18 protein-coding genes are annotated in these 25,632 nt (G+C 74.5%); 7 read left to right on the forward strand and 11 right to left on the reverse strand.

Annotated features, from left to right (window positions below; genetic code table 11):
- Positions 1–2 precede the first annotated feature (2 nt).
- Positions 3–1,103 carry a Fic family protein gene (locus tag J2S58_RS12660; protein ID WP_205256771.1) on the forward strand — a complete coding sequence of 367 codons (1,101 nt, stop codon included), beginning with the start codon at positions 3–5 and terminating at the stop codon, positions 1,101–1,103.
- 13 nt (positions 1,104–1,116) lie between these two features.
- On the opposite strand, the gene J2S58_RS12665 is transcribed toward J2S58_RS12660, so the two are convergent.
- The gene (locus J2S58_RS12665) at positions 1,117–1,857 is read right to left on the reverse strand and encodes a TetR/AcrR family transcriptional regulator (RefSeq protein WP_205256770.1); all 741 of its coding nucleotides are present in this window, start codon (positions 1,855–1,857) and stop codon (positions 1,117–1,119) included.
- A gap of 94 nt (positions 1,858–1,951) precedes the next feature.
- Between J2S58_RS12665 and J2S58_RS12670 the strand changes: the two genes are divergently transcribed.
- The gene (locus J2S58_RS12670; protein ID WP_205256769.1) at positions 1,952–2,809 is read left to right on the forward strand and encodes an NAD(P)H-binding protein; all 858 of its coding nucleotides are present in this window, start codon (positions 1,952–1,954) and stop codon (positions 2,807–2,809) included.
- A 14-nt stretch (positions 2,810–2,823) separates the two neighbouring features.
- Here the strand turns inward: J2S58_RS12670 and cydC are convergent, their stop codons facing one another.
- The 6 genes from cydC to J2S58_RS12700 form a co-directional block, all read right to left on the reverse strand.
- Positions 2,824–6,168, reverse strand: a complete 3,345-nt coding sequence (cydC, locus tag J2S58_RS12675) for a thiol reductant ABC exporter subunit CydC (protein ID WP_205256768.1) — start codon at positions 6,166–6,168, stop codon at positions 2,824–2,826.
- Entirely contained in the window at positions 6,165–7,178 is a 1,014-nt protein-coding gene (cydB, locus tag J2S58_RS12680; protein ID WP_205256767.1) for a cytochrome d ubiquinol oxidase subunit II, read from the reverse strand. Before cydB ends, cydC begins: the two co-directional genes overlap by 4 nt.
- Positions 7,179–7,241: 63 nt before the next feature.
- Positions 7,242–8,825 (reverse strand): cytochrome ubiquinol oxidase subunit I, encoded by a 1,584-nt coding sequence (locus J2S58_RS12685; protein WP_344470415.1) that lies wholly within the window; start codon positions 8,823–8,825, stop codon positions 7,242–7,244.
- Between the two features lie 176 nt (positions 8,826–9,001).
- Positions 9,002–11,224 carry an EAL domain-containing protein gene (locus J2S58_RS12690; protein WP_205256765.1) on the reverse strand — a complete coding sequence of 741 codons (2,223 nt, stop codon included), beginning with the start codon at positions 11,222–11,224 and terminating at the stop codon, positions 9,002–9,004.
- Between the two features lie 156 nt (positions 11,225–11,380).
- Positions 11,381–12,502, reverse strand: coding sequence for a Kiwa anti-phage protein KwaB-like domain-containing protein (locus tag J2S58_RS12695; RefSeq protein WP_205256764.1), 1,122 nt, complete (start codon positions 12,500–12,502; stop codon positions 11,381–11,383).
- On the reverse strand, positions 12,499–13,068 hold the full coding sequence (locus J2S58_RS12700; RefSeq protein ID WP_205256763.1) for a hypothetical protein: 570 nt from the start codon (positions 13,066–13,068) through the stop codon (positions 12,499–12,501). Before J2S58_RS12700 ends, J2S58_RS12695 begins: the two co-directional genes overlap by 4 nt.
- A gap of 112 nt (positions 13,069–13,180) precedes the next feature.
- Here J2S58_RS12700 and J2S58_RS12705 point away from each other — a divergent pair, with 112 nt between their 5' ends.
- The 5 genes from J2S58_RS12705 (at position 13,181) to J2S58_RS12725 (ending at position 21,094) form a co-directional block, all read left to right on the forward strand.
- A complete protein-coding gene (locus J2S58_RS12705; RefSeq protein WP_306828452.1) occupies positions 13,181–14,056 on the forward strand; it encodes an ABC transporter ATP-binding protein in 876 nt (291 codons plus the stop codon).
- 141 nt (positions 14,057–14,197) lie between these two features.
- The gene (locus J2S58_RS12710; RefSeq protein ID WP_205256761.1) at positions 14,198–15,283 is read left to right on the forward strand and encodes an ABC transporter substrate-binding protein; all 1,086 of its coding nucleotides are present in this window, start codon (positions 14,198–14,200) and stop codon (positions 15,281–15,283) included.
- A 10-nt stretch (positions 15,284–15,293) separates the two neighbouring features.
- Entirely contained in the window at positions 15,294–17,441 is a 2,148-nt protein-coding gene (locus tag J2S58_RS12715) for an iron ABC transporter permease (RefSeq protein ID WP_205256760.1), read from the forward strand.
- A 141-nt stretch (positions 17,442–17,582) separates the two neighbouring features.
- Complete coding sequence (locus J2S58_RS12720; RefSeq protein WP_205256759.1) at positions 17,583–19,295, forward strand: ABC transporter transmembrane domain-containing protein; 1,713 nt, start codon at positions 17,583–17,585, stop codon at positions 19,293–19,295.
- Positions 19,292–21,094 (forward strand): ABC transporter ATP-binding protein, encoded by a 1,803-nt coding sequence (locus J2S58_RS12725; RefSeq protein ID WP_205256758.1) that lies wholly within the window; start codon positions 19,292–19,294, stop codon positions 21,092–21,094. The genes J2S58_RS12720 and J2S58_RS12725 overlap by 4 nt, the downstream gene beginning before the upstream one ends.
- 6 nt (positions 21,095–21,100) lie before the next feature.
- Here J2S58_RS12725 and J2S58_RS12730 read toward each other — a convergent pair whose 3' ends face one another.
- From J2S58_RS12730 to J2S58_RS12745, 4 genes are all read right to left on the reverse strand, one after another.
- Complete coding sequence (locus J2S58_RS12730) at positions 21,101–21,766, reverse strand: LON peptidase substrate-binding domain-containing protein (RefSeq protein WP_205256757.1); 666 nt, start codon at positions 21,764–21,766, stop codon at positions 21,101–21,103.
- Positions 21,767–21,873: 107 nt separating this feature from the next.
- On the reverse strand, positions 21,874–22,146 hold the full coding sequence (locus J2S58_RS12735) for a GlsB/YeaQ/YmgE family stress response membrane protein (protein WP_205256756.1): 273 nt from the start codon (positions 22,144–22,146) through the stop codon (positions 21,874–21,876).
- A gap of 294 nt (positions 22,147–22,440) precedes the next feature.
- Positions 22,441–23,040, reverse strand: coding sequence for a Dps family protein (locus J2S58_RS12740; protein WP_205256755.1), 600 nt, complete (start codon positions 23,038–23,040; stop codon positions 22,441–22,443).
- Between the two features lie 184 nt (positions 23,041–23,224).
- Complete coding sequence (locus J2S58_RS12745; RefSeq protein WP_205256754.1) at positions 23,225–25,525, reverse strand: diguanylate cyclase; 2,301 nt, start codon at positions 25,523–25,525, stop codon at positions 23,225–23,227.
- Between the last annotated feature and the right edge of the window lie 107 nt (positions 25,526–25,632).

The following is a 25,632-nucleotide window of genomic DNA, read 5'->3' on the forward strand; positions in this document are numbered from 1 at the left end:
AGGTGACCGTGTCGATCCCCCCGTTCATCGCCGAGGGGCGCCTAGAGGTGGACGCCGGGACGAGTACCGCCATGGACCTGGCCATCCGTGAGATCACCCTGCTCGACGGCGCCCATGGCCAGGTCCTCGGCGCTCTGAAGGGTCTGCTCCTGCGGACGGAGTCGATCGCCTCGTCGAAGATCGAGGAAGTCGAGGCCGGGATCGACGACTATGCCCGCGCACTGCACGGGTCCAGGGCCAACGATTCGGCGGTCGCCATGGTCGCGGCGACCAGGGCACTGGACCTCCTGGTCGACAGCGTCGGAACGGGTGCCCCTCTCCGCCGGGAAGCGATCACCGATGCCCATCGGGCCTTGATGCGGAACGACCCGACCGAAGCGCGATGTGCCGGTCGGATCCGTGACGTGCAGAACTGGATCGGCGGGAGCGACTGGTCGCCCCGGAACGCGTTGTTCGTCCCGCCCCCGCCGGACATGGTCGACGTGCTGATGGACGACCTCATGGCGTTCATCCAGCGCGACGATCTCCCGGCCCTGTTCCAGGCGGCGGTGGCCCACGCCCAGTTCGAGTCCATCCACCCCTTCACCGATGGCAACGGGCGGATCGGTCGTGCGCTGATCAACACGGTATTCCGGCGGCGTGGAGTCACTCGGGCCGTGGTGGTGCCGCTGGCGTCTGCACTGGTGGCGGACCGGGAGCGCTACTTCGGATTGCTGGAGGAGTACCGCCGTGGAGAGGTGCAACCCCTTGTACTGGCGTTCACCCACGGGGCACGGACTGCCGCGGCCGAGTCCCGCGTCACCGCGGAACGGTTGGTCACCTTGCCCGGTGAATGGCGCGAGATGACCGGCCCGGTCCGCACCGGAAGTGCTGCCGCCCGTCTGCTCGAGCTGCTCCCCCTCCGGCCCGTGCTGGCCGCCGAGGATGCGTGCGCGGCAGTGGGGGGTGCGCGGAGCAGCGTCTTCGCCGCCCTGGACCGGCTGCACCGGCAGGGGGTGCTCCGGCCGCTCACCGACCGCCGCCGGGACCAGGTCTGGGGGGCCGCTGCCGTGTTGGACGAACTGCAGGACCTGGGTGCCCGGATCGAGCAGGCGAGCCGCTGAGGGGGTGAGCCGCTCAGTGCTCGGCGCCGGCCGGAGCCGTGCCCGCGGCGACGACCCGGTCGAGCCATTCCGCGAGCAGTGCCCGCTCGGCGCCGCTCAGCGCGTCCAGATCGGGCGCGGCGGCCCGCAGGGCGACGGCGGCCGGGATCCGGCCGTCCGCCGCGGGAGCCGGTGCCTCGTCCAGGATCCGGGCGAGGACCGCGTCCAGCATGGCCGGGGCGAGGCCGGGGTCACGGTCGGCGGGTGGTGCCGCCAGCAGGGTCTGCACCACCCCGAGGCCGGCGGCGTGGATGAGCTCGACCGCCCGGTGTTCGCCCACCCGCAACCGCCCGGCCACCGCCACCCGGTGGACGCGGGAGGCCAACACCTGCATCCCCAGCGCCGCGGCGGGTGACGGGGCGGTCCGGCCGCTGTCCGCGAGCAGCCGGAAGATCGCCGGGTTGGCCAGGCCGAACGCGATCTGCATCTCCCAGCCGGCCCGCAGATCGGCCACCGGGTCGACATCGGATGCGGACGCGGCCCGCACCGTCTCCGCCTTGGCCGAGACCCATTCCGCCAGCACGTGTTCGGCCACCGCGTCGAGCAGGCCGTCCTTGTCGCCGAACAGGCGGTAGATGGTCGGCGCCTGCACGCCGGCCCGCTCGGCCACCCCGCGGGTGGTCACCGCGGCCGGACCCTGCTCGCCGAGCAGCTGGGCGGCCCGCTCCACGATCCTCGACCGCGTGCCGGCCCGGCCGCTCTCCACCTCGTTCATGTTGCCAACGATAACGGCTCCTTGCTACCAGAGTGTTTCCACGAGTACGGTGAGGTTGATTCCGCTGTTAACACCCCACCCCTGAGGACTCTCCATGATCGTCATCACCGGAGCCACCGGCGCCCTCAACGGCGCCACCGTGGACCACCTGCTCGATCGCCACCCGGCGGTCGACATCGCCGTCTGCGTCCGGGATCCCGCCCGGGCCCGGCACTTCGCCGATCGCGGCGTGCAGGTCCGTCGCGGCGACTACGCCGACCCGGCCTCGTTACCCGCGGCGTTCGACGGCGCGGATCAGCTCCTCCTGGTCTCCTCCAACGACCCCGGTGCCGACGCCGTGAGCCTGCATCGCGCCGCGATCGACGCCGCCGACCAGGTGGGTGTGGGGCGGGTCCTCTACACCAGCCACCAGGGGGCGGCGCCGGACAGCCCGTTCGCCCCCGCGCGCGTGCACGCGGCCACCGAGCAGCTCCTGGCCGAGTCGGGTGTGCCGTGGACGGCGCTGCGCAACGGCTTCTACGCGCACAGCCTGGGCTGGCTCACCGGGCCCTGGACGGAGACCGGTCGGATCACCGTCCCGGCCGACGGGCCGGTGTCCTGGACCGCCCGCGAGGACGCCGCCGAGGCGGCCGCGATCATCCTGGACTCCGACGGGGAATACGAGGGCCCGACCACGCTGACCGCGCCGGACGCCCCCACCTTCACCGACATCGCCGCCCTGGCATCGGATCTCACCGGTCGGTCCATCGCCGTGGAGGTGATCGACCCGCAGGAATGGGTCGCCGCGCGGGTGGCCGGTGGGCAGCCCGAGTTCGTCGCCCGCTTCACCCTGGGCATGTTCCAGGCCGCGGAACAGGGCTTCTTCGCCGGTACGGACCCCCTGCTCGGCACCCTGCTGGGCCGCGCGCCCCGGACGGCGCGGCAGGCGCTGACCGAGGCCGCCGCGCACTGAGCGGCCGGCGCCGGTCAGGCCGGCACCAAAGCCCGGTCCAGCCGCAGCTCGTGGTCACCGGGGGCGGCCACGTCGTCGTCGTGGGTCACGCACACGACGACCCGGCCGGCGAGTGCCGTCCGCAGGTCGCGGATCAGCGCCCGGGCCGTCGGTGGGTCGAGGTGGGCGGTGGGCTCGTCCAGCAGGACGACGCCCCGGTCGGCCAGCAGCGCCCGGGCGGCGGCCAGCCGCCGCCGTTCGCCGCCGGACAGGGCCGCCCCGCCGGACCCGACGGGGGTGTCCAGCCCGGCGGGCATGGTGGCGACCAGTGCGGTGAGGCCGACCGCGGCCAACGCCGTGTGCATCCGGTCGTCGTCGATCTCGCCGCGGGGTCGGGCCACGGCCAGATTGGCCCGCAACGACGACGCGAACACGTGGGACTCCTGCGGCAACCAGGCCATCGCGGCCCGGATGTCGTCGCCCAGCACATCGGCGGACCGGACCGCAGTGGCCGCAACACCCGTGCCGGCCAGTTCGTACTGACCGTCACGCGGACGCAGACCGGCCAGCAGCACGGCCAGCAGGGTCGACTTGCCGCTCCCGGACGGTCCGCGGACGACCAGCCAGCCGTCGCGGGCGGCGGTGAAGTCGATGTGCTGCAGCACATCCGGGCCGCCCGGCCACCCGGCGACCAGGTCGGCGGCCGCCAGCGCGGTCACCGGGTGCGGGGCCGCCACCGGCAGGGCCGGGTCGGGCGCGACCGGCGCGGCCAGCACCCCGTCCACCCGCGACCGGACGTCGACCCACGCCCCGCGCCGCTGCCGGGCCGCGACCAGGCCGGTCAACGGCTCGGCCAGCGCCAGCGGCGTCAACGCCAGCAACGCGACCACCGGACCGGTCAGCCCGCCCGCCCAGGCCAGGAAGGCCGCCGCCACCGCGGCCGCCCCGGTGACCCCGGAGACGACCCCGGCGCTCCACGCTCCGGCCCGCACCCCGACGCGGGCCGCCGCACCCTGGCGGTCGACCACCGTGCGGACCCGTCCCAGGGCGGCGCCGGTCATCCCGTGCACGCGAAGGTCCACGGCCCCGTCCAGCACGGTCGTGCACTCCCGCAGGGCGGCGACCCGCAGGGTGGCCTCGTCCCGCGCGGCGCCCGCGTCGACCCGCCGGTGCAGCAGGGCGACCACGCCGACACCGAGCAGCACCAGCAGCAGCACCGCGCCGGCGACCGAGGGGGACACCACGGCCAGTACGCCCACGCTGACCAGCACGGTGATCGCGGCGACCAGCGGTGGGGTCAGCACCCGCACCGAGAGGTCCTGCAGCAGCGCGATGTCGCCGACCACCCGGCCCAGGGCGGCGCCCGGGGCGCGCTCGGCGGTGATGCCCTGGCGGGCCAGCGCGGTCCACACCCGGACCCGGGTGTCCGCGGCCAGCCGCAGGGCCGCATCGTGCACCGTCAACCGCTCCCACCAGCGCAGCACCGCCCGGCCCAGGCCGCAGGCCCGGACCCCGACGATGACGGTCAGCAGGGTGAGCACCGGCGGCAGCTCGGCCGCCCGGACCACCAACCAGCCGGACAGCGCGGTCAGCGCCACCCCGGCCAGGCTGGTCAGGGTGCCCGCCGCGACCGCCCGGACCAGGGCCCGGCGCGGCCAGGCCAGGCCGGCGGGGGGACGGGCGGACACGAACGGACCGGGAACCACGGGCAGCGCGGCGATCTCGTGATCGGGGGATCCCGCCCCGGCGGCGGGAGCCGCTCCGGTGGTCGGTTCGGCGCTCGGCGACCGCCCGTCCAGGGTGACCACCCGGTCGGCCAGGCGCAGCAGGCGGGTGTCGTGGGTGACCAGGACGACGGTGATGCGGCCGCGCAGCTCGTCGATCACCGCGGCGACGCGGGCGGCCGAGCGGGCGTCGAGATGGGCGGTCGGCTCGTCGAGCAGCAGCAGCTCGGCGCCGAGCTCCACCCGGACCAGGGCCCGGGCCAGCGCGACGCGCTGCAGCTCACCCGGGGACAGCGACAGGCACCGCCGGTCGGCCAGGTCCGACGCGCCGACCCGGGCCAGGGCGGCCGCGACCACGGCCCGGCCGGTCGACGTCGCCGCGGACCCGGCGTGGACCAGCAGTTCGGCGGTGACCGTGTCGGCCGTGGTCCGGGGATGCTGCAGGGCCACCGCCGCCCGGGCGGGCACGCCGGCGAGCGTGCCGCCCACCACGGCGTCCAGCGGCACGGCGCCGGCCAGCGCGGCCAGCAGGGTGGACTTCCCGCAGCCGGACGGCCCGGCCAACGCGAGCACCTCCCCGGAGCGGATGAGGAGTGAGGTCGGGGGGAGCGCCGGCGTGCTGCGTTCCGGGTAGCCGACCGTGAGGTCGGTGAGGACGACGGGCCCGCTGCCGGCCTCGGTGGCCGCAGGCACCGGGGCGGCGAGCACCGCCCGGGCCTGCGCGGCGGCCAGGGCGGCGTCGGCGTTGGCGTGGAACGCCGCCCCCAGGGCGCGGAGCGGCGCGAACGCCTCGGGAGCGAGCAGGATCGCGGTCAGCCCGACGGCCAGCGTCAGATGCCCCTCGAGCAGGCGCAGCCCGACCGTCACCGCGACCAGGGCGACGGCCAGGGTGGCGATGAGCTCCAGCACCAGGGCGGACAGGAACGCCAGCCGCAGCGTGGCCGTCGTCGTCCGGCGGTACCGCTCGCCCAGACCGGCCAGGGCCGCGGTCTGCTCGGCCGCCCGGCCCAGCCCGGTCAGCACCGGCAGGCCGCGGACCAGCTCGGTCACGTACCCGGCGATCCGGTCCAGGGTCCGCGCCGCGGCCGAGGTGCGGTCCGCGGTGTACTTCCCGACCAGCACCATGAACACCGGCACCAGCGGCAGGGTGACCGCCACCAGCACGGCCGACAGCGGATCGGTCCACCCCAGGACGACGAGCAGGACCGGGGGGACGACGAGGGTCTGGGCCAGCGCGGGCAGATACCCGGCCAGCGACGGGCCCAGGTCGAACAACCGGGTGGTGAGCAGCACGGCGGCCGGCCCGGGACCGCCGGCGGCGGCGACCGCGGCGGGGGACACGGCGAACCGGTCGGTCACCGCCGCGCGCAGGGCGTCCTCGGCGCGGCGGGCGTCCCGGGCCGCGAGCATCTCGCCGACCGCGCCGGCCACCGCCCGCACCACGACACCCGCGCCGGCCAGCAGCAGCGGGACCAGGGGTGGCGCGCCGTCCACGATGCGGGCGATGGCCGTGGCGAGACCGGCGGCCAGCAGGACGATCCCGGCCGTGCGGACGAGGGCGACCACCCCGGCCCGGGCCAGGGCGGCCCGCACCCCGGGCATCCCGTCGAGCGGGGCCAGCGGCCCCCGCCCGGTCGGCCCGCCGGATCGCCTCATGCGTGCGCCTCCTCCGGGGAGTGCACCGGCTCGGCCACCAGGCGGCGGCGGAAGACCCAGTACGTCCAGGCCTGGTAGCCGAGCACCACCGGCAGGCCGAACCCGGCCACCCACGTCATCACCGTCAACGTGTAGTCGCTGACCGAGGCCTGCGCGGCGAGCACGTCGAACGCCGGGTCGATCGTGGAGGGCAGCACCACCGGGAAGGCCGCGGCGAAGACGGTCGCGGCGGACGCCAGCAGCACGGTGGCCCAGGCGGCGAACGCCTGGCCCTCCCGGCCGACCCGCAGTCGCGTCCAGGTCACCACCGCGGCACCGGCCGCCACCACCCACAGGGCGCCGGTGATCGGCCCGCCGGACCGCAGCTGGACCAGACCCGCCCAGGCCAGCAGCGGCACCGCGGCGGGGCCCACCCAGCGGGCGGCGAAGGCCCGTGCGCGGACCCGCAGCCCGCCGTCGGTCTTCAGGGCCAGGAAGATCGCGCCGTGCAGCGTCGAGTAGGCCAGCACGGCGACCGCGCCGAGCAGTGCGGGCCAGGACCAGCCGGCGAAGGCGCCGCCGACCCGGACGCCGTCCGGCCCGATGGGCAGCCCGAGGGTGGTCGCGCCCAGCGCGGCGCCGATACCCCCCGCGGCGACCAACGACCCGATGGTGATGACCCGGGTCCACGCGGCGTCCCAGCGCTCGTCGTGGCTGGAGTGCCGCCACTCGAAGGCGACCGCCCGCACGATCAGGCCGAGCAGCACCACCACGAACGGCAGGTACATCGCGGGCAGCCAGGTGGCGTACCAACCGGGGAAGGCCGCGAACACCGCGCCGACCGCCGTCACCAGCCACACCTCGTTGCCGTCCCACACCGGGCCGATGGTGCGCAGCATCAGCTGCCGGTCGGCCCGGTCCCGGCCGAGCACCGGCAACAGGGCGGCCACGCCGAAGTCGAACCCCTCCAGCAGCAGGAACCCCGTCCACAGCACGGCGACGGCGACGAACCAGACGGTCGTCAGGTCCATGGTGAGCTCCTCGGTCGAGAGCGGTGCTGCGGGCGGGGTTCTGGGCGGGCGTGGTGCGGTCGGTCAGTAGGCGAACTGCAGGACGTCATCGGTGGTGTCCGAGCTGTCGGTGTCGTCCGGGCCGGCGCCGTCCGGACCGTCGTTGCCGTCCTTCCGGCGGCCGCCACCGATGCCCGGGGTGGGGGTGGTGTCTCCGTCGGTCACACCGCGGCGGACGAACCGGGCGATGAGCCCGACCTCGACCACCGCCAGCACCCCGTAGACCAGGGCGAGGGAGATCAACGAGGTCCACACCTCGCCGGCGGTGATCCCGGGGGAGACGGCCTGGGCGGTGAAGAAGTACACCTGGTCGGCCACCGGGACGTCGGGGTTCGGGTACACGACGAACGGCTGCCGGCCCATCTCGGTGAAGATCCAGCCCGCGGCGTTGCCGAGGAACGGCGCGCCGACGGCGAGAAGTGCTCCGTACACACCGATCCGGGACGTCGGGACGCGTCCGCGCCGGGTGGCCCACAGGGCGTACGCGGCGACCCCGGCGGACAGCATGCCCATGCCGATCATCAATCGGAAGCCCCAGTAGGTGACGGCCAGGACGGGGGTGTAGTCGATCTCCTGGCCGGCGCGGTCGCCGAACGACGGGTCGTCCGGGTAGGTCGTGCCGTACGTCGCCGCGTACTCCTCCTGCAGCTGGTTGACCCCGGGGACGGCGCTGGAGAAGTCGCCGTGGGCCAGGAACGACAGCACGTACGGGATCGTGTACGAGTGCACGTCGTCGCACTCGTTGCTGCCCAGCTTGGAGAAGGCGAACAGCGAGAACGAGGCGGGAGCCTCTGTCTCGCACAGGGCTTCGGCCGAGCTCATCTTGAGCGGCTGCTGCTGGTACATCAGCTTTCCCTGCCAGTCACCGGTCAGCGAGACCAGGGCGAAGGCGGCGAGGGAGACGTAGCCACCGAGGCGGACGGAGCGTCGCCACACCTGGTGGTCGACCTCGGTGACGGGCTCCCCGGCCAGCTTCCGCCGGCGCAGGTGCCACAGGCCGACTCCGACGAGCAGCCCGCCGGCGACCATCAGCGAGGCGACGATCGCGTGGCTGAACGCGGCCAGCGCGGTGTTGTTGGTGAGCACGGCGAGGAAGTCGACCTGGCGGGCGCGGGCCTCGCCGCTGCTGGTGTCCAGCACGACGCCGACCGGGTGCTGCATCCAGGAGTTGGCGGCGATGATGAAGTACGCGCTGACCACCGAGCCGAGCACGGCGGCCCAGAGGGCGGCCAGGTGCAGCTTCTTGCCGATGCGGCCCCAGCCGAAGATCCACAGCCCGAGGAACGTGGACTCCAGGAAGAACGCGAGCAGCGCCTCGAGGGCGAGCACCGAGCCGAAGACGTCGCCGACGAAGCGCGAGTAGGCGCTCCAGGCCAGCCCGAACTGGAACTCCTGGACCAGACCGGTGGCCACGCCGAGGACGAAGTTGATCAGGTAGATGCGGCCCCAGAAGCGGGTCATCCGCAGCCATTCCGCCCGCCCGGTCCGCACCCAGGCCGTGTGCATGACGGCGACGAGCAGACCCAGCCCGATCGTCAGCGGGACCATGAGGAAGTGGTAGACGGTCGTGATGCCGAACTGCCACCGAGCGATGTCGAGCACGTCCACCGTGCGCCCCTGAGTGTTGACGGACTGAAGCGGTCCACTCATTTCTACGCCGTGTAGAAGATGATTTCTACAGAACGTAGAAGGTCTGGCTGTGAGGGTGCCGACACGCCGACCGGGTCCGCCGCCGGAGCGACAGGGGGAGGCGGGGGACTGCCGGGACCGCCCGGCCCGGCGGGTCAGCGGGCGGAGAACTCCGCGAGGAAGGAGGTGACCGTCTCCACCGGAGCCGGCCGGACACCGCGCGCCACCGCACCCTTCACCCGGTACATCGCCGCGTCCGCACGCTGCAGCGCCGCGTCCGCCTCCTCGCCGGGATCGGCCAGGTGCATGCCGGCACTGCCGGCGACCACGATCTGGCGGCCGCGGATCAGGTGGGGCCGCAGCAGGACGGCCTCCACGTCCTGGGTCAGCCGGGCCAGCGCCCCGCGGTCGATGCGCGGCGCGAGCACGACGAACTCGTCCCCGCCGACCCGCGCGGCGGTCTGCTCGACGGTCAGCACGCTCTCCAGCCGTCGCCCCACCGTCACCAGGACGTCGTCACCCGCCGCGTGCCCGTAGGTGTCGTTGACGGTCTTGAACCCGTCCAGATCGATGAACACCAGGCCGACGTGCGCGTCCGCGGTGCGATCGCGCAACTGGCCGAGGGCGGCCTGCAGTCGGGCGGTCAGCACCGAGCGGTTGGGCAGATCGGTGAGCGGGTCGTGCGCCGCGGCATGCAGGAGTTCGAGCTCGGCCTTCTTCCGGCGGGTGATGTCCACATGGGTGATGACGGCGCCCGGGCGGGCGCCGCCGAGCGGCGTGATGCGGGCCAGGAACCAGCGGTTGCGGGCCGGCGTCGGACAGGGGTACTCGATCTCGGCCTGCTGGACGCTGCCCCGCAGCACCGCCTGCAGCTCCCGGGCCACCTCACCGGCCTCGGTCGCACCGCGATCCGCCGACGCTCGGCACTCGGCGAGGTAATCGCTCCCCACGCTCTCCGTCCGGCCCGCGCTCTCCAGCGCGAACTCGCGCCATCCGCGGTTGACGGCCACGATCACCCCGGCGGTGTCCAGGACGGCGGTCGCGTCCGGGAACGCGTCCAGCACCGAACCGGCCAGCGTGCCGGCGATGGCCGGCCGCAACGCGGGTGGCGGCTCCGGCGCGGGGGTGGGCGGGCGCTCCCGGGTCTCGGCCAACCGCAGCTCCACGACGGCGGCCGGCGCGGGTGCCGCCCAGTGGTAGCCCTGCCCGCGGTCGCAGCCCAGGGTGCGTGCCCGGGCGGCCTGGTCGGCACCCTCGATGCCGGCGAGGTTGGTGAGCAGACCCAGCTGCGCGGCCATGCCGGTGACGGACCGGGTGACCGCGTCCCCCACGTCGGTACCCAGGGACAGGGCGATGGCCCGGTTGATCTTCACGCCGTCCACCGGCAGCCGCATCAGGTGCTCGAGGGGCGACCAGCCGGAGCCGAAGTCGTCGAGCCAGACGGTGAAGCCGTGGCCGCGCAGGTGTTCCACGAACACCGCGTCCTGCAGGGCGGCGTCCGGGCCGCCCACGTCGGTCAGTTCGATGTCCACCGTCGCCGGGTCCGCACCCACCTCACGGGTCAGCTGGATCAGCGCCGCGGCGCCGTCCGCGTGGGTGACGTGCCGGCCGGACAGGTTCACCGCCATCCGCAACCGGGGGGAGCCGACCTGCCACCGGCGCAGATCGGTCAGGGCCTGCCGGATGACGGTCAGGTCGAGATCCAGGGCCAGATCGGTGCCCTGGGCGAGCGGGACGAACTGGTCCGGGTCCTCCACCTCGCCGCCGGGATGCACCCAGCGGGCCAGGGCCTCGAAGCCGATCACGCAGCCGGAGGTCAGGTCGACGATCGGCTGGTACCAGGGCACGATGCGGTGCTCGTCGACGGCGCGGCGGAGTTCGGCGGTGGCCACGGACCCGGCCCGGCGCTGCCGCTCCAGGCGGCGGGCGAGATCGATCTGGCTCCCGAGGTGGGCGGCGAAGTCGATCAGCCGGGTCACCTCGGCGGCGGTGATGACGTGGGCCTGCGCGTCCAGGACGCAGAGGACCCCGACCGGCTCGGCGCCCCGGGCCCGGACGGGGACGCCGAGATAGCTGCCCAGACCGCCCGACCGCACACCCGGGTGGCGGGCGAACCGGGGGTCGACGCGGGCGTCCGGGACGACCAGCGGCGCACCCAGCTTGAGCACGGTGGTCCGCAGGACGGTGAGCGCCGCGGTCACGGCCGGATCCGCGGACGGGGTGGACGGGAGCGACTCCCAGACCCCGTCCTGCACGATGTGCAGGACCGCCGAGGGGAAGTGCGACGACCACGCGGCCAGCCGGACGAGGGGCCGCAGCCGCGCCGTTCCCGCCGCATCCAGGACGATCGGATGGGGGGTGGACGACGGGGCGGGCATGATCACATTGTGCACACGCTCCGCGATAATGGCTATACGGAGAGTGTTGGGTTTGCCTGAGGGTTCGCGGCGCGACCCCGGCCGGGCGGGTGGCGCCTCCGCGCCGTTCCCGGTCGAGAACCACTGTCGCGGAGACGATCCGGGCCGGCCCAGACCTCAGAGCTCGCTCTTCGAGTTCGCCTCGTAGGTCCGGCTGGTCAGCTCCGAGTGCAGGAAGTCGTCGTCCAGCAGCTTGAGCAGGGCCCAGCGGTGCTGGGCGTCGGTCTCGAACACCAGGCTGGGCGCCGGCCCCGTCCGGTCGACCTTGACGGCGATCTTGGGATTGCGGCCGAGGAACGTCAGCAGGTTGGGCATTGTGAGCGCGGAGCGGAACGCCGGCTCGGCCAGCTTGCGTTCGATGCTCAGCATCTTGCGCATCATCGTCGGGTCGGTGGTGCAGGCCTCCCGCAGCTCCTGCGCCCCGGTGATGGACAGGGTGCCGAAGGTCGACGCGAAGGTCTGCGCCGCCTGTTCCCGGAGCCCCGGCGGCGGCCCGAAGAGCGACTCGTAGGCCGAGGACGCCGGCATCAGGGCTGTCCCGCCGGTGACGAGCACCCGGAACGCCCGGTCGATGACCAGCGGGGCCTCGGTGAGCCCCTCGAACCGCTCCCCACCCCAGAACGCCACGATGCCGGTGCGGCGGCCCAGCGCCTTCTCCGGCGAGAACCCCTGGTACAGGCGGGCGATCTGGGTGCCGTCGGCCGCCTTGACCCGGACGACCAGCAGATTGCGTCGGCCGAAATCGGTGGACCTGTCGTACTGCTCGTGGCTGGGCCGGCGCACGGCGTGGTCCAGCTCGGCCAGCTGCTCGTCGACCTCCACGAAGACCCACTGGGCCCTGCCCGGCGTGAAGCCGGGCACGGCCGGCACCAGCTCGGCCGCCACCGCGGACCGGGCCGTCGCCACGCACTCGGCCAACAGCTCGGCGGCGAGCGCGGCGTCGACCGGCGCGTCGAGCACCCGGGGGCGTTCGGTGCGGTGGTCCAGTACGAGGGTCAGGGTCACCGAGAGGTCACCCCCGCCGGCCAGCGGGCCGATCGCCCGGCGCAGCGCCTCGGCCTCGGCCGGCACCGCGATCTCGGCCGAGCCGTCGTCGGTCCTGTTCAGGTCCTCCGCGTGCCCGGCGACCGTCGGGCCCGGCCCGTCCACCGGCTGCGGGGGCGGACCGGCGGTGGTCCCCGGCGGGCGCGGCGGTGCCGCCGCGGCCGTCGTGGTGTCGGTGCGCAGATCGGTGCTCATCGTTCCCCCTGTGGTGCATCCGGACGTGCCCGCGCGCGGCGGTGCACGAAGACGTAACCCCCCAGCGGCACCAGCGCCACGCGCTGGCCGGGGGCCAGGTGCCAGGACCGGGACAGCACGACGAGATAACCGCCGTCCGGTCGCCGCAACTCGAAGACCCGGTAACCGAAGAGGCCGAGAAGTGGGTTGGCGAAATACATGTCGCCCTGCAGGTACAGCACCGCGATGACCAGCACGTAGAGCCCGAGGGCGACCTGGTGGGTGGGCGCCGCGGACTGGGTGACGAAGAACGGCACCACGTAGCTGGCGAAGAACCGCAGGGCCTCGCCCTCGCGGGGCCGGGCCTCCACGACCGTCTCGGACTCGGCGTTGCGCCCCCGCAGGCCGACGGTGAAGAACAATGCGGTGGCCAGGACGGCGAGGGCGGCGGTACCGCCGAGCACCCACCGCAGGGCCGGGATGCCGAACGAATCCAGCACGGCCATCAGCACGAGCAGCGGGGCGTAGGCGGCCAGCAGCATCAGCACCCGGATCCCCGGGGCGGGTGCGAAACGGCCGGTGGACATGGGCAGGACGCTAGTGAGCCCCACCGACAGTCACCCGTCGGTCGGCGGGGCGTCCGTCGCCCGGACCTCACGCGGATTTGCCGAGCACTTAGGTTTGCCTTACCTTCCAGTGGTGATCGAATCCCGAGGTGCCGCCGGCGCCGCCGCAGGTCCGGCCCCGGACGTCGCGTCCGCCGTCGCTCTCGGCGGCTCCGGGCTCCGCCTGGGCTACGGGCGGAACACGGTGGTCGAGGACCTGTCCGTCGTCCTGCCGACCGGTCGGGTCACCGCCCTCATCGGCCCCAACGGCAGCGGGAAGTCCACCGTCCTGCGCGCCCTCGCCCGCCTGCACCCGCTGCAGTCCGGACGGGTCGACCTGGACGGCGACACCGACGTCGCCGAACTGCCCAGCCGGGTGCTGGCCACCCGGCTCACCCTGCTGTCGCAGTCGAAGGTGGCGCCCGGCGGGGTGACCGTCGGGGAGGTGGTGGCCTACGGCCGCTACCCGCACCGGTCCCGGTGGGGCGGCGGCGACACCGACGGTGCCGCCGTCGTCGCACGGGTGCTGGCGATGACCGGGGTGCAGGACCTGGCCGACCGACCGGTCGACCAGCTCTCCGGCGGGCAGATGCAGCGGGTCTGGCTGGCCAGCTGCCTGGCCCAGGACACCGCCGTCCTGCTGCTCGACGAACCGACCACGTTCCTCGACATCCGTTATCAGGTCGAGCTTCTCGACATCATCCGGGACCTCGCCGACGAGCACGGCATCACCGTCGGGGTCGTCCTGCACGACCTGGACCAGGCGGCCGCGCTGGCCGACGGGATCGTCCTGCTCGACGGCGGCCGCGTCGTCGCCGCCGGCACCCCGGAGGACGTGCTCACCGCCGAGCTGCTCACCCGCACCTACGGCATCGACATCGACGTCGAGACCGACGCACTGACCGGGTCCCTGCGCACCCGGGCCCGGGGTCGGCACCACCGGCGGCGCGCCGTCGTGGTGTCCACCTGATGTCCCGCTGATCCCTGCCCGACGGCGGGTCGGCCGCGCCGTGCCGGCGTCCCTGCCCGACCCGAGCCGTCCCTTCACCCGTCCTGACCCATCCCGTCCCGTCCCGAACCCGTCCCTGACCCAACCCGTGAGGACACCCCGATGCGACGCTCCACCTTCCTGACCGGCCTGACCGGCGCCGCCGTCCTGCTGCTGACCGGCTGCGGCACCACCGAACCGGCCGCGAGCGGCGGCTCCACCACGACGGCCGCCACCGCCTCCTCGGCCTCCTCGGCCGCCGGCTCCGGTGTCGCCAGCAGCTCCGGGAACACCGCCGAGGCCGGCGGACCGGTGACGCTGACCGACAGCCGCGGCAAGGAGATCACCCTGGACGCACCCGCCACCCGCATCGCCGCCACCGAGTGGAACGCCGCGGAGTACCTCGTCACCCTGGGCGTGCAGCCGGTCGGCGTGGCCGACATCGCCGGCTACGAGACCTGGGTGAGCTCGGCCCCGCTGGCCGAGGGCACCACCGACATCGGCACCCGCGGTGAGCCCAGCCTGGACACCCTGGGCACCCTCGACCTCGACCTGGTCATCGTCACCGACTCGCTCGCCGACGGGGCCCTGGAGCAGATCGAGGCCCAGGTTCCGGTCATGGTGATGGCCGGCGGTAACGCCACCGATCCCATCGGCGCCATGTGGGAGAACGTCGACCTGGTCGCCACCGCGACCGGCACCACCGACGCGGCCGCCGAGCTGAGGACCGCGTTCGCCACCACCCTCACCGACGGCGCCGCCGCGATCACCGCGGCCGGCCTGGCCGGGACGCCGGTCGCGTTCTCCGACGCCTACGACACCGGTTCGGCCATCTCCATCCGGCCGTACACGGCCGGGTCCCTGGTCGGCGCCGTCTTCGGCGAGCTCGGGCTGGGGAACGCCTGGCAGGGCGTCGAGGGCGACCCGGCCTACGGGCTCGGCGCCACCGACGTCGAGGGCCTGACCACCCTGGGCGACGTGCCGTTCTGGTACATGGCCAGCGACTCCACGCCCGACCCGTACGCCGACGGTCTCGCCGGCAACGCCATCTGGCAGTCGCTGCCCTTCGTCACCGGCGGCAAGGTCCAGCGCTTCCCGGACGCCATCTGGATGTTCGGCGGGCCCGCCTCGATGACGCAGATGGTGCAGGCCGCGGTGACCGCCGCGCAGGCCGCCCCGACCGCCGCCCCGACCTCCGCGGCCGGCTGAGCGTCACCCGATGGCCCTGCACAGCCCGCCGGCTCCCGCCGTCACCGCAGCCCCCGCCGGGACCCCGCCCCGGGGTGCCCGGTGGGGCCCGGCGGCGGTCGTGGTCGCCCTGGTCGCGGCGATCGTCGTGCTGGGCTCGGTGCAGCTGGTGCAGGGCACGGCGGCCGTCGGGCTGACCCAGCTGTGGTCGTGGCTGCTCGGACTGTCCGCCGACTCCGCCGATCCCACCGTGGCGCGGACCACCGCGGTGCTCGTCGACTCCCGCCTGCCCCGGTTGGCCGCCGGTCTGCTCGTGGGCCTGGCCCTCGGGGCGGCGGGGGCCGTCCTGCAGTCGCTGAGCCGCAACCCGCTGGCCTCGCCGGACACCCTGGCCGTCAGCGCCGGGGCCACCCTCGCCGTGGCGATCGGCGGCGTGGTCGGGCTGCAGGGTTCGGTGGTCGGTTCCCTGCTCGGCACGGCCGGTCTCGCCTTCGCCGGCGGGCTCGGCGCGGCCCTGCTCGTCCTGGCGTTGACCGGCTCGCGCTGGGGGACCGTCCGGCTCGTGCTGGCCGGGACGGCCACCGCCCTGGTGCTGGTCTCGCTGGCCACCTCGGTGATGATCCTGTTCCCCGAGGAGACCCAGGGGCTGCGGGCCTGGACGGCCGGCTCGCTGGGCCAGAAGGGCACCACGGCGGTGACGACGTTCGCGCCGGTCGTCGTGGTCGGGGTGGTGCTGCTGATCGCCCACGGGCGCAAGCTCGACCTGCTCGGCCTGGGTGACGACCAGGCGCGCGCCCTGGGCGTCCCCGTCCGGCGCACCCAGCTCGTCGTGCTGCTCCTCGCCGTCGGGCTGACCGCGGCCGCCGTGACCGTCACCGGACCCATCGGGTTCCTCGGCCTGGTCGCGCCGGCCCTGGTCCGGCTGGCCGCCACCCGGGTGCCCGGCCTGCACCGTCACCACCTGCTCATCCCGGTCTCCGGCCTGACGGGCGTGGTCGTGGTGCTCGCCGCCGACGTGGTGCTGCGGGCGGCCATCGGCGCGCAGGCCGCCGTGGAGGTGCCCACCGGCATCATCACCTCGGTCATCGGCGCGGTCGTCCTGGTCGCCTCGGCCTACCGGCTGCGCTCCTCGATCTCCGGTCGGGTCGCCGTCCCCCTCGAGGTGCTGACCGCCGGTCGGACGAGCGTGCCCGGTCGGGCCGGCCGCATCCGCACCGGCATCCTCGTCGCCCTGCTGGTCGCCCTGGCCCTCGGGGTGTGCCTGGCCGGCGCGCTCATCGGGGACAGCCTGCTGCTGACCGGTGACCTGACCAACTACCTGGCCGGCACGGCCGGACCGCGGGTGTCCTTCGTCCTGGACAACCGGCTGCCCCGGGTGTGCGCGGCCCTGCTCGCCGGGGTCGCCCTGGCCGCGGCAGGGTGCGCGATCCAGGCGGTCAGCCGCAACGCCCTGGCCGAGCCGGCCCTGATCGGCGTCTCCGGCGGTGCCTCCGTGGCCGCCGTCCTGGTCGTCACGCTGGCCCCGGGGGCCGGCTTCTGGCTGCTGGCCGGCGGTGCCGGCATCGGCGCGATCCTGGCCGCGGGACTGGTCTTCGGCCTGGCCGCCCGCACCGGGTTCGCCAGCGACCGGCTCGTGCTCATCGGCATCGGGGTCTCCGCCGGCACCACCGCCGTGGTCACCCTGCTCATCGTGCTGACCGACCCGTGGAACGCGGCCAAGGCGCTGACCTGGCTCTCCGGGTCGACCTACGGCCGCACGTTCGCGCACCTGGTCCCGCTGGTCCTGGGGGCCGCCGTGGTCGTCCCGCTGCTGATGGCCCGGGCCCGCACGATGGACCTGTTGTCGGTGGACGAGGACACCCCCCGGGTGCTCGGCGTCCGTCCCCCCTCCCAGCGGCTGCTCCTGCTCGGCGGGGCGGTCGTGCTGACCGGGCTCGCCGTCGCCGCCATCGGGGTGGTCGCCTTCGTCGGACTGGTCGCCCCGCACGCGGCCCGCACCCTGGTCGGCCGGCGGCACATCCGGGTGCTGCCGGTGGCCATGCTGCTGGGGGGGATCCTCGTCGTGCTCGCCGACCTGCTCGGCCGGTCCGTGATCGCCCCCGCGCAGCTTCCGGCCGGGCTGCTCACCGCCATCGTCGGCGCGCCCTACTTCTTCTGGTTGATGCACCGCAGCCGCTGACCCGGCGGTGCCGGCCCTGTTCCCCCGGCGGACGGGGCGATGTCGGACCGGGCGGTGTCGGACCGGGCGATGTCGGGCTGCCGTGCGACCGTGTGTTCCCCTCGACCCGCACCGGCCCCGCCGGGCGGAAAGGACCTTCCCGTGCCCCCCGGCCGTTCGCTCCTCCGGCAGATCTTCCGCCGCCGTGCCCGGCCGGCCGCCGTCGGATGCGCCGCCGCGACCGTGCACCAGGTCTGCGAGGCGCTGGTGCCGCTGGCCATCGGACTGGCCGTCGACCGGGCCGTGGACCAACCGTTCCTGTCCGCCGTCGTCGTCGCCGTGGTCGGGGTTCTCCTCCTGTTCGCGGTACTCGCCGGGTCCGCCGCCTACGGGTACTGGCTCCTGGACGTGACCTGTCTGCGCGAGGCCCACCACCTGCGCGTCACCAGCGCGGAAACCCTGATGCGGGTGGACGACGCCCGGCCGGGGCGGGCCACCGGTGAGTGGATGGCCGTGCTGACCTCCGACGCGCGGGCCGCGTCCGAGGTGATCCGGGTGGTCGGCCTCGTGGTGTCGGCGTCGGTGGGTCTGCTGGTCTCGGCCGTCGTCCTGCTCGGGATCGACGTCCTGCTCGGGGTCGGCGTGCTGGTGGTGCTGCCGTTCCTGGTCGTGGGGATGGACCGGCTCGGCCCGTGGATCGAGCGGCGCAGTCACGCCCGGCAGCAGACCGGGGGGTTGGCCGCCGGGGCCGCCGCCGAGTTCGTCGCCGGCATGCGTCCGCTGCGCGGCTTCGGCGGCGTGCCCGAGGCGGTGCGCCGCTACCGGGGGGTGAGCCGTCAGTCCCTGGACGCCTCGGTCGGTGCGGCCTCGGCCGGGTCCGTGGCCACCGCCGCCGGGCTGCTCGCGACCGGGGTGCTGCTCGTCGGCACGGCCGCGGCGGGTGCGGCCATGGCCGTGAACGGAAGGATCAGCATCGGCGAGCTGATCACCGTGGTCGCCATGGCCTCCTTCCTGGCCGACCCGGTCCGCAACATCGCCGCCGCCGTGCAGCAGGCCGCGGTGTCCCGGGCCAGCGCGGCCCGCATCGAGGGGATCGGCGGGGCATCGGGCGCCGGCCCCGCATCCGACGCCGCTCCGGCGGACGCCGACCTCGTGCTGATCGGCGCGGGCGCCGGCACAGGATCCGGCACCGTCGGGCCGATCGATCTCACGGTGGGGGCGGGGGAGATGGTCGGGGTCACCGCGGTGGACCCGCGGCAGTCCGACGCCGTGGCCGGCCTGCTCGACGGCTCGGTGACGCCGGTCGCCGGTGCCGTCCGGTGGGGTGGCACCGAGCTCGCGGACCTGGACCGGGCCGCCGTCCGGTCCCGCATCCTCGCCGAGCCGCACGCGGTGCACCTGCTCGGCGGCACGCTGACCGAGGTGCTCGACACCGGGCGCGGGACCGATCCGGGGACCCTGGCCGCCGCCCTGCGCGCGGCGCAGACCGCCGACGTGGTCGCGCTTCCCGGTGCCGGGGCCGGTGCGGATGTCGGCCGGCTGCTGGACGACGCGGTGCAGGACCACGGCACGGACCTCTCCGGAGGGCAGCGTCAACGGGTCGCCCTGGCCCGGGCGTTGGCCGCCGAACCGCCGGTTCTCGTCCTGCGGGATCCGCTCAGCGCCGTCGACGCCGTCACCGAGGACGCGGCCGCCCAGGGCATCCGCACCCTGCGGGCCCACCCCTGGTTCCGCACCGTCGTGGTGACCTCCTCGCCCCTGGTGCTGGCCCGTTGCGACCGGGTGGTGTTCGTCGCCGCCGACGGTGCCGCGACGGTGGGCACGCACGCCGACCTGCGCGATCGCCCCGACTACGCCGCGGCGGTGCTCCGATGACCGGCCCCGGGGGAACGGGTGACGAGATGACCGGGGACGCGGGGAGTCCGGTGCGGGCGACCCTGCCGGTGGCATCGGGCCGGGCGACGTGGCGGGCCCTGGTCCGGGCGGCCGCCGCGCACGGGGGGCTGACCCTGGGCACGGTGCTGCTGACCTGCGTGGCCGGCATCGGGGTGGTCGCCGGGCCGGTGCTGCTCGGACAGGTGGTCGACACCGTCCGGGCGGGGAGCACCTCGGCGCTCGTCCCCCTGCTGGTCGGGCTGGGCGCCGCCGTGGTGCTGACCGCCGTCTTCACCGGCTGGTCGCTCCGGGAGGCCCAGCGCCTCGGGGCGACCATCTCGGCCGACCTGCGCGAGGAGGTGCTGGCCGCCGCGTTGACCCTGCCCGCCCCGGTCCTGGAGGAGGTCGGGCACGGCGACGTCGCGTCCCGCGTCACCGAGGACGTCGAGTACTTCGTCGAATCTGTCCCGGTGGGCGCAGCCGTCTTCACCTCGGCCATCACCGTGCTGTGGTCGGCCACCGGGTTCGCCGTCCTGGACTGGCGGCTGGCCCTGGCCTTCCTGACCGTGTTGCCGGTCTACGCCGTCGGCCTGCGCTGGTACCTGCCCCGTGCGGCACCGATCTACGCGCGGGAGCGGCGGCTCGCCGCGGACCGGTCAGGGGTGATCCTGCAGACCCTGCACGGGCTGAGCACCGTGCGCGCCTACGGGACCGGGCCGTTGCAGACCGGGCGCATCGAGCGGGCCGGGGCGGACAACCTCGCCGCGGCCGTCGCCGCCCGCGGGTTGTTCTCCCGGTTCGGCCTGTTCACCAACGGGGCCGAGGCCGTCGGCCTGTGTGCGCTGATCGTCGTCGGGCACCTGCTGGTCGGGGCGCAGGCCACCACGGTCGGTGCGGTGACGGCGGCGGCCCTGCTCTTCCACCGGCTCTTCGGGCCGTTGGGCATCCTGCTCATGTCGTTCGACGACGTGCAGCGGGCCGGGGCGGCGCTGGCCCGCATGGTCGGCGTGACCGCCACCCCGCGGGCGGACCTGCCCGCGCACCCCGGTCCGGACGGGCCGGTGACCGTGCGCGTGCGCGGGCTGGGCCACTCCTACGACGGGGTGCGGCCGGTGCTGACCGATGTCGAGCTGGTCGTGCCGGCGGGGACCTCCCTGGCCGTGGTCGGCGCGAGCGGTGCGGGGAAGACCACCCTGGCCGCCCTGATCGGCGGGGCGTTCCCCGCCGCCACCGGCCACACCGACCTGGTCACCGACGCGGGCACGGTCACCGTCGGCCGGCTCGGCGAGGACGAGCTCCGCTCGTGGGTGGGCATCGTCACGCAGGAGACCCACGTCTTCTCCGGGTCGGTGCGGGCCGACGTGACGCTCGCGGCGCCCGACCGGTCCGAGGCGCAGCTGCGAGCCGCGCTGGCCCTGGTCGGGGCCGACACCTGGGTGGACGCGTTGCCCGAGGGGCTCGACACGCTCATCGGCGGCGGCGGACACGCGCTCACCGCCGTGCAGGTGCAGCAGCTGGCCCTGGCCCGGATCGCGCTGCGCGATCCCCCCGTGGTCATCCTCGACGAGGCCACGGCGGAGGCCGGTAGCGCCGGGGCGCGACAGCTGGAATCGGCGGCCGGGGCGGTGCTGCGCGGACGGACCGCGGTGGTCGTCGCCCACCGACTGACCCAGGCCCGGGCGTGCGACGCGATCGCCGTCCTCGCCCACGGCCGGGTCGTGGAGCTCGGGTCGCACGACGACCTCGTCGCCCGGGGCGGGCGGTACGCCACCCTGTGGTCCACCTGGTCCCGGGGGTGAGCGGCCTCAGTTCGCCGTGTACGGGGCGCGCCCCAGTTCGACGGCCGGGCGGGAGGCGCTGTGGGCCAGCAGACCGAGCTCGCGGCGGAGCAGCCGGACCTCCTCCCGCAGCCGGGCGGCGATACCGGGTGCGGCGAGCAGGGTCTGCTTGTCGGTCACGTCGGCCACCATCGAGGCGGCGATGAGCGAGGCGACCTCGGCCGGATCGGCCGGGAGGTCCGGCATCGGGTCGGCCGACGTCCCCTGGGCAGTGAGGAGAGCCTCCCGGTAGCGGACGAACAGCCGGCCGGCCGTGGCGGCCAGGGCGGCGTCCTGCGGGCCCACCGGGTCGGCGAGCAGCTCGACCTCCGAGCGGAGCAGCTCGTCACCGGTGACCTCACCGAGGCGGAACCGCTCCAGGCCGACGGCGACGATGTCGAAGCGGCCGTCCGGGTATTGCTCGACCCGGCGCAGATCGGCCGTGCAGCCGATGTCGTGCAGGGCGGTGACGCCGTCCACGCCGACCTCGTGACCGGCCTTGATGGCCACCACCCCGAACCGGCGCGGCGGGTCGGGCAGGGCGACCAGTTCCTGGACGAGGGCGCGGTACCGGGCCTCGAAGACGTGCAGCGGAAGCACGACACCGGGGAACAACACGGTGCCGAGCGGGAAGAGCGGCAGGGACAGGGCCACCGGCCCAGGCTACGTGCGCCGGCCGAGCGGGGCCCGGACGTGCGACCCCGGACAGCACGAGACCCGGCACTCCGAGCGGAGTACCGGGTCCGGGGTGGCGCTGGGGGTCAGCGACGAGCCTTGCTGCCGAACTTGATCCACAGCAGCAGGACGATGATCGCGCCGATGATCGAGCCGATCAGCCCGGAGGTCTGGAAGAACCCGTTCGCGGCGTCCTTGTTGAAGATGAGCTTGCCGAGGAACCCACCGACGATCGAACCGATGACGCCGAGCAGGATCGTCATCGGGATCGAGATGTTCTGCTTGCCGGGGACGACGAGCCGGGCGATCGCGCCGGCCACCAGGCCGATGAGGATCATGCCGAGGATGAAGCCGATCATGTGAAACCTCCATGGCCTGACGGCCGGACAACACTTCAGCCGATCGGTCGATCGGACCCGCCGACCTTACGCCGTCAGTGCGTGGTGCAGACGGGGTGTCGATCACGAATGCATCACGGATTCGCCACCGAATGGGGCGGCGAGCGCAAGACGTGGTGACACAACGCACATGCCCCTCCTCGTTCGTGGAGGGTGGCCCAGGATCCGGCTCCACGATCGGCCCGCGGGCACCAACGGCCGGATGGCCGGCCCCCGGGAGGGGACCGGCCATCCGGCGGTGCTGGCGGAGCGGGGTCAGTTGCTGTTGACCTCGACGCCCGCGGACTCGTTGCTCATCGTGGAGCCGGCATCGGCGGCCTGCACCTCGGTCGTCGAGTCGTCGGTGATCAGGCTGCCGCTGGCGGACTCGAGGTGCGCGCGGATGAACCAGTGGAAGAGCTCCAGCTGGCCGAGCTGGCCGACCAGCAGATCGTTGGTCACCGTGTCGATCTCCTCGGTGTCCGCGGCGGCCTTGCGGTGGCTGCCGATGACGCCCTGGTACACCAGGTCGAGCGCGCCCAGGTGGGCGATGGTGTCGGCCCGGTCGATCGAGTAGTCGTCCCAGGTGCGTCCCTCGACGATGGCGCCGGGGGTGCCCTTGGGCGACAGGCCCAGGGTGGCCACGCGCTCGGCGACCTCGTCGGCGAACTCGCGGACCACGGTGACCTGCGGGTCGATCATCTCGTGGACGGAGATGAAGTGCGGGCCGACGACGTTCCAGTGGACGTGCTTGAGGGTCAGCGCCAGGTCGTTCAGGGCGTTGAGCCGGTCCTGCAGGATGGTCGCGACCTGGCTACCGACCTCGGGGGTCAGCGACGGGACGGTGTAGCGGGGAAGCGGGCTTCGACGTGCCATGGATGTTCCTCCTCGTGAACCACCCGCGAGGGTGGGCTGTCCGGCATGCGTGGGTCTCGGGCCCGGCCTCGGCCCGGGGATCGACCGGACGTCCGGCGATCATCGCGAGGCCGTGGGCGACGGGTCTCGAGCCCGTTCCCATAGTGCCCTGGGTCCATCCGGTGAAACGTGCGGGGGTCCCGGCTCATTCCTCGGGCCCGGACCGGCGGGGGCTGTCCGCCGCCCACGCCGACGGGCCACCCCGGTCCGCTTCCCGACCCGACGGGGCCCGGCCGTCGTCGGGTCGACCTCCGTCGCCGTACACCGCGACGCGGTCGCGGCCCGAGTGCTTGGCGTCGTACATGGCCAGGTCGGCGGCGCTGAGCAGGTGATCGGCGGTCACCGTGGCCCGGTCGACCAGGGCGACCCCGACACTCGCCGTGACCGCGGGCAGGCGGGCGTCGCGGCTGTGTTCGCGGATCAGCTGGACCAGGTCGGCGGCCACGGTGACCGCCCCGTCCCGGTCGGACCGGGGCAGCAGGACCGCGAACTCGTCGCCACCCTGCCGTGCGACCACGTCGGTGCCGCGGATCCGGGTGGACAGGATCTCGGCGACGGCGATGATGAGCTCGTCACCGGCCTGGTGGCCGAGGGTGTCGTTGACCCGTTTGAAGCGGTCCAGGTCGAGCAGCAGAAGGGCACCCCGGGGTCCGGTCGTGGCGCAGCGGCGCAGGTGGGCGGCCAACTCGGCGTCGAACTTGCGCCGGTTGGCCAGGCCGGTCAGGGGGTCGTGCTCGGCGAAGTGCAGCAGCTGGAGTTCGTGCCGGGTCGCCTCCGTCACGTCCACCGCGGTGACCAGGAGGGACTCGACGCGGTCGTCGACCATCAGCGGCACCGCGGTGATGGCCAGATGCACGGCCTCGCCCCGGCCCACCCGGATCGTCCGCTGGACGGTGATCTCCCGCAGGCGGCCGGCCAGCATGTCCGCCAGTCGGGGAGGCTCGGGGTGGGTGGCGGCGAACGGGGTGTCGTGGGCGTGCCGGCCGAGCAGTTCCTCCCGTTCCCAACCGATCAGCCGGGCCATCGCCGCGTTGACCTGGGAGATGCACCCGTCGGTGCCGATCAGGAGCATGCCGTGCGGGGTGTCGTCGAACAGCTGCCCGAACCGGTCCCGGGCCCGACGCAGTTCGGCCTCGCGGGCCCTGATCTGGGTGACGTCCCGGGTGACGACCAGGACCTCCCGCCGCCCGTCGCGGACGGGCAGCGGCACGGCGGTGACCTCGTGGGTGAGTCCGGTGCGGCTGGAGTGCAGTTCGTCGCTCCCCGGTTCCCCGTCCAACGCCGCCCGGACCATGGGTTCCAGCGGCAGCAGATGGGAGGGCAGCAGCGATGCCCCGTCGGCGGCGGTCACGGCGGCATCGGCCGCGCTCGGACCGTCCGGGTCCGGCTCGTCCGTCGGGCCGGTGGCGCCGCGACCGGTCAGCGCGCTGTGGTACCCCAGGTCGGCGCCCACCACGGCCACCGCGGTGTCGGGCAGGTGGCCGAGCAGCTCCCGCCAGCGCCGTTCGGCGGCGGCGAGTTCGTGGCGCGCCGCTTCCTGGTCGGTGACGTCGCTGGCCACCCCGGTCCACCCCGTCGCGCTGCCGTCCGAGCTGGTCATCCGGGTCACGGTGACGTGGGCCCGCAGGGTGCTGCCGTCCCGGCGCGCCAGCCGCAGCACCGATTCGCTGGACCCGTCCCGCAGCAGGTCCTGCACCATCACCTCGCTCGGTGAGTCCAGACCGAGCTCCGCCGCGCGGCGGGCCAGGCCCGGCTCGTCCTGCACGAAGCGGTCGGCGCGGGATCCGACGACGTCCTCGGCGCGCCAGCCGAGCATCCGCTCCGCCCCCGGGCTGAACAGGGTGATGACCCCGTCGTCGTCGGTGGCGACCACGGCGTGCCCGGTGGCCGCCCGCAGCACGGAGGTCAGCTGGGCGGCCGATCGGCGGTGCCGGGCCCCGGCCACGCGCAACTGCTGCACACCCTGCTGCAGGGGGGTGCCCAGGGCCAGCACGATGGCCGTCCACAGCACCCCCCGGCGCCAGTCACCCGGCGTGTAGTCCGGAGCGCCCACGACGACCAGGGGCACCACGAACAGGGCGGCGGTGGCGGCGGCCACGGTCCACAGCTGGGTGCGGGTGCCGAAGACGACGACCCACAGCAGGGGGAGCAGCAGGAGCGGGGCCAGGCCGGAGGCGCTCCCGCCGCCCAGCGACCGGGCCGCGGCCAGGCCCAGGATGAAGACCAGGGGCGGGGCCGCGCGCAGGAGGATCCGATCGGCCCGGCGGACGGCTGCGACCGCGAGTCCGGTGGCGAGCAGGGTTCCGAGCAGGAGCGCCAACGCGGAGAGCGGGGCCGAGGCGGTCGGCCCGTTCATCGGCGGGACGAGCATGGTGGCCGCGGCGATGAGCGGGACGGCGGCGAAGGGCCACCCCGTCCGCAGGGTCAGCCGGAGCGCGGGTTCCATGCCACCCCCCGACGGAACGGCCGGCCACCTCCCCAGGCGGTCGTGCGCCGTGACGATACCGCGCGGCCCGGAAGCGGACCGTGAGGAACCCGGACCGCCCCCGGTCG

The sequence above is a fragment of the Nakamurella flavida genome, assembly GCF_030811475.1.
Lineage (GTDB): Bacteria > Actinomycetota > Actinomycetes > Mycobacteriales > Nakamurellaceae > Nakamurella > Nakamurella flavida.

What these genes read in the sequence shown, in the direction of transcription:
- J2S58_RS12745 (WP_205256754.1), bottom strand. Translation starts at nt 25,525, where the DNA reads ATGGAACCCGCGCTCCGGCTGACCCTGCGGACGGGGTGGCCCTTCGCC.
- cydC (WP_205256768.1), bottom strand. Translation starts at nt 6,168, where the DNA reads ATGAGGCGATCCGGCGGGCCGACCGGGCGGGGGCCGCTGGCCCCGCTC.
- J2S58_RS12735 (WP_205256756.1), bottom strand. Translation starts at nt 22,146, where the DNA reads ATGATCGGCTTCATCCTCGGCATGATCCTCATCGGCCTGGTGGCCGGC.
- cydB (WP_205256767.1), bottom strand. Translation starts at nt 7,178, where the DNA reads ATGGACCTGACGACCGTCTGGTTCGTCGCCGTCGCCGTGCTGTGGACG.
- J2S58_RS12740 (WP_205256755.1), bottom strand. Translation starts at nt 23,040, where the DNA reads ATGGCACGTCGAAGCCCGCTTCCCCGCTACACCGTCCCGTCGCTGACC.
- J2S58_RS12700 (WP_205256763.1), bottom strand. Translation starts at nt 13,068, where the DNA reads ATGTCCACCGGCCGTTTCGCACCCGCCCCGGGGATCCGGGTGCTGATG.
- J2S58_RS12695 (WP_205256764.1), bottom strand. Translation starts at nt 12,502, where the DNA reads ATGAGCACCGATCTGCGCACCGACACCACGACGGCCGCGGCGGCACCG.
- J2S58_RS12710 (WP_205256761.1), top strand. Translation starts at nt 14,198, where the DNA reads ATGCGACGCTCCACCTTCCTGACCGGCCTGACCGGCGCCGCCGTCCTG.
- J2S58_RS12665 (WP_205256770.1), bottom strand. Translation starts at nt 1,857, where the DNA reads ATGAACGAGGTGGAGAGCGGCCGGGCCGGCACGCGGTCGAGGATCGTG.
- J2S58_RS12725 (WP_205256758.1), top strand. Translation starts at nt 19,292, where the DNA reads ATGACCGGCCCCGGGGGAACGGGTGACGAGATGACCGGGGACGCGGGG.
- J2S58_RS12715 (WP_205256760.1), top strand. Translation starts at nt 15,294, where the DNA reads ATGGCCCTGCACAGCCCGCCGGCTCCCGCCGTCACCGCAGCCCCCGCC.
- J2S58_RS12670 (WP_205256769.1), top strand. Translation starts at nt 1,952, where the DNA reads ATGATCGTCATCACCGGAGCCACCGGCGCCCTCAACGGCGCCACCGTG.
- J2S58_RS12690 (WP_205256765.1), bottom strand. Translation starts at nt 11,224, where the DNA reads ATGCCCGCCCCGTCGTCCACCCCCCATCCGATCGTCCTGGATGCGGCG.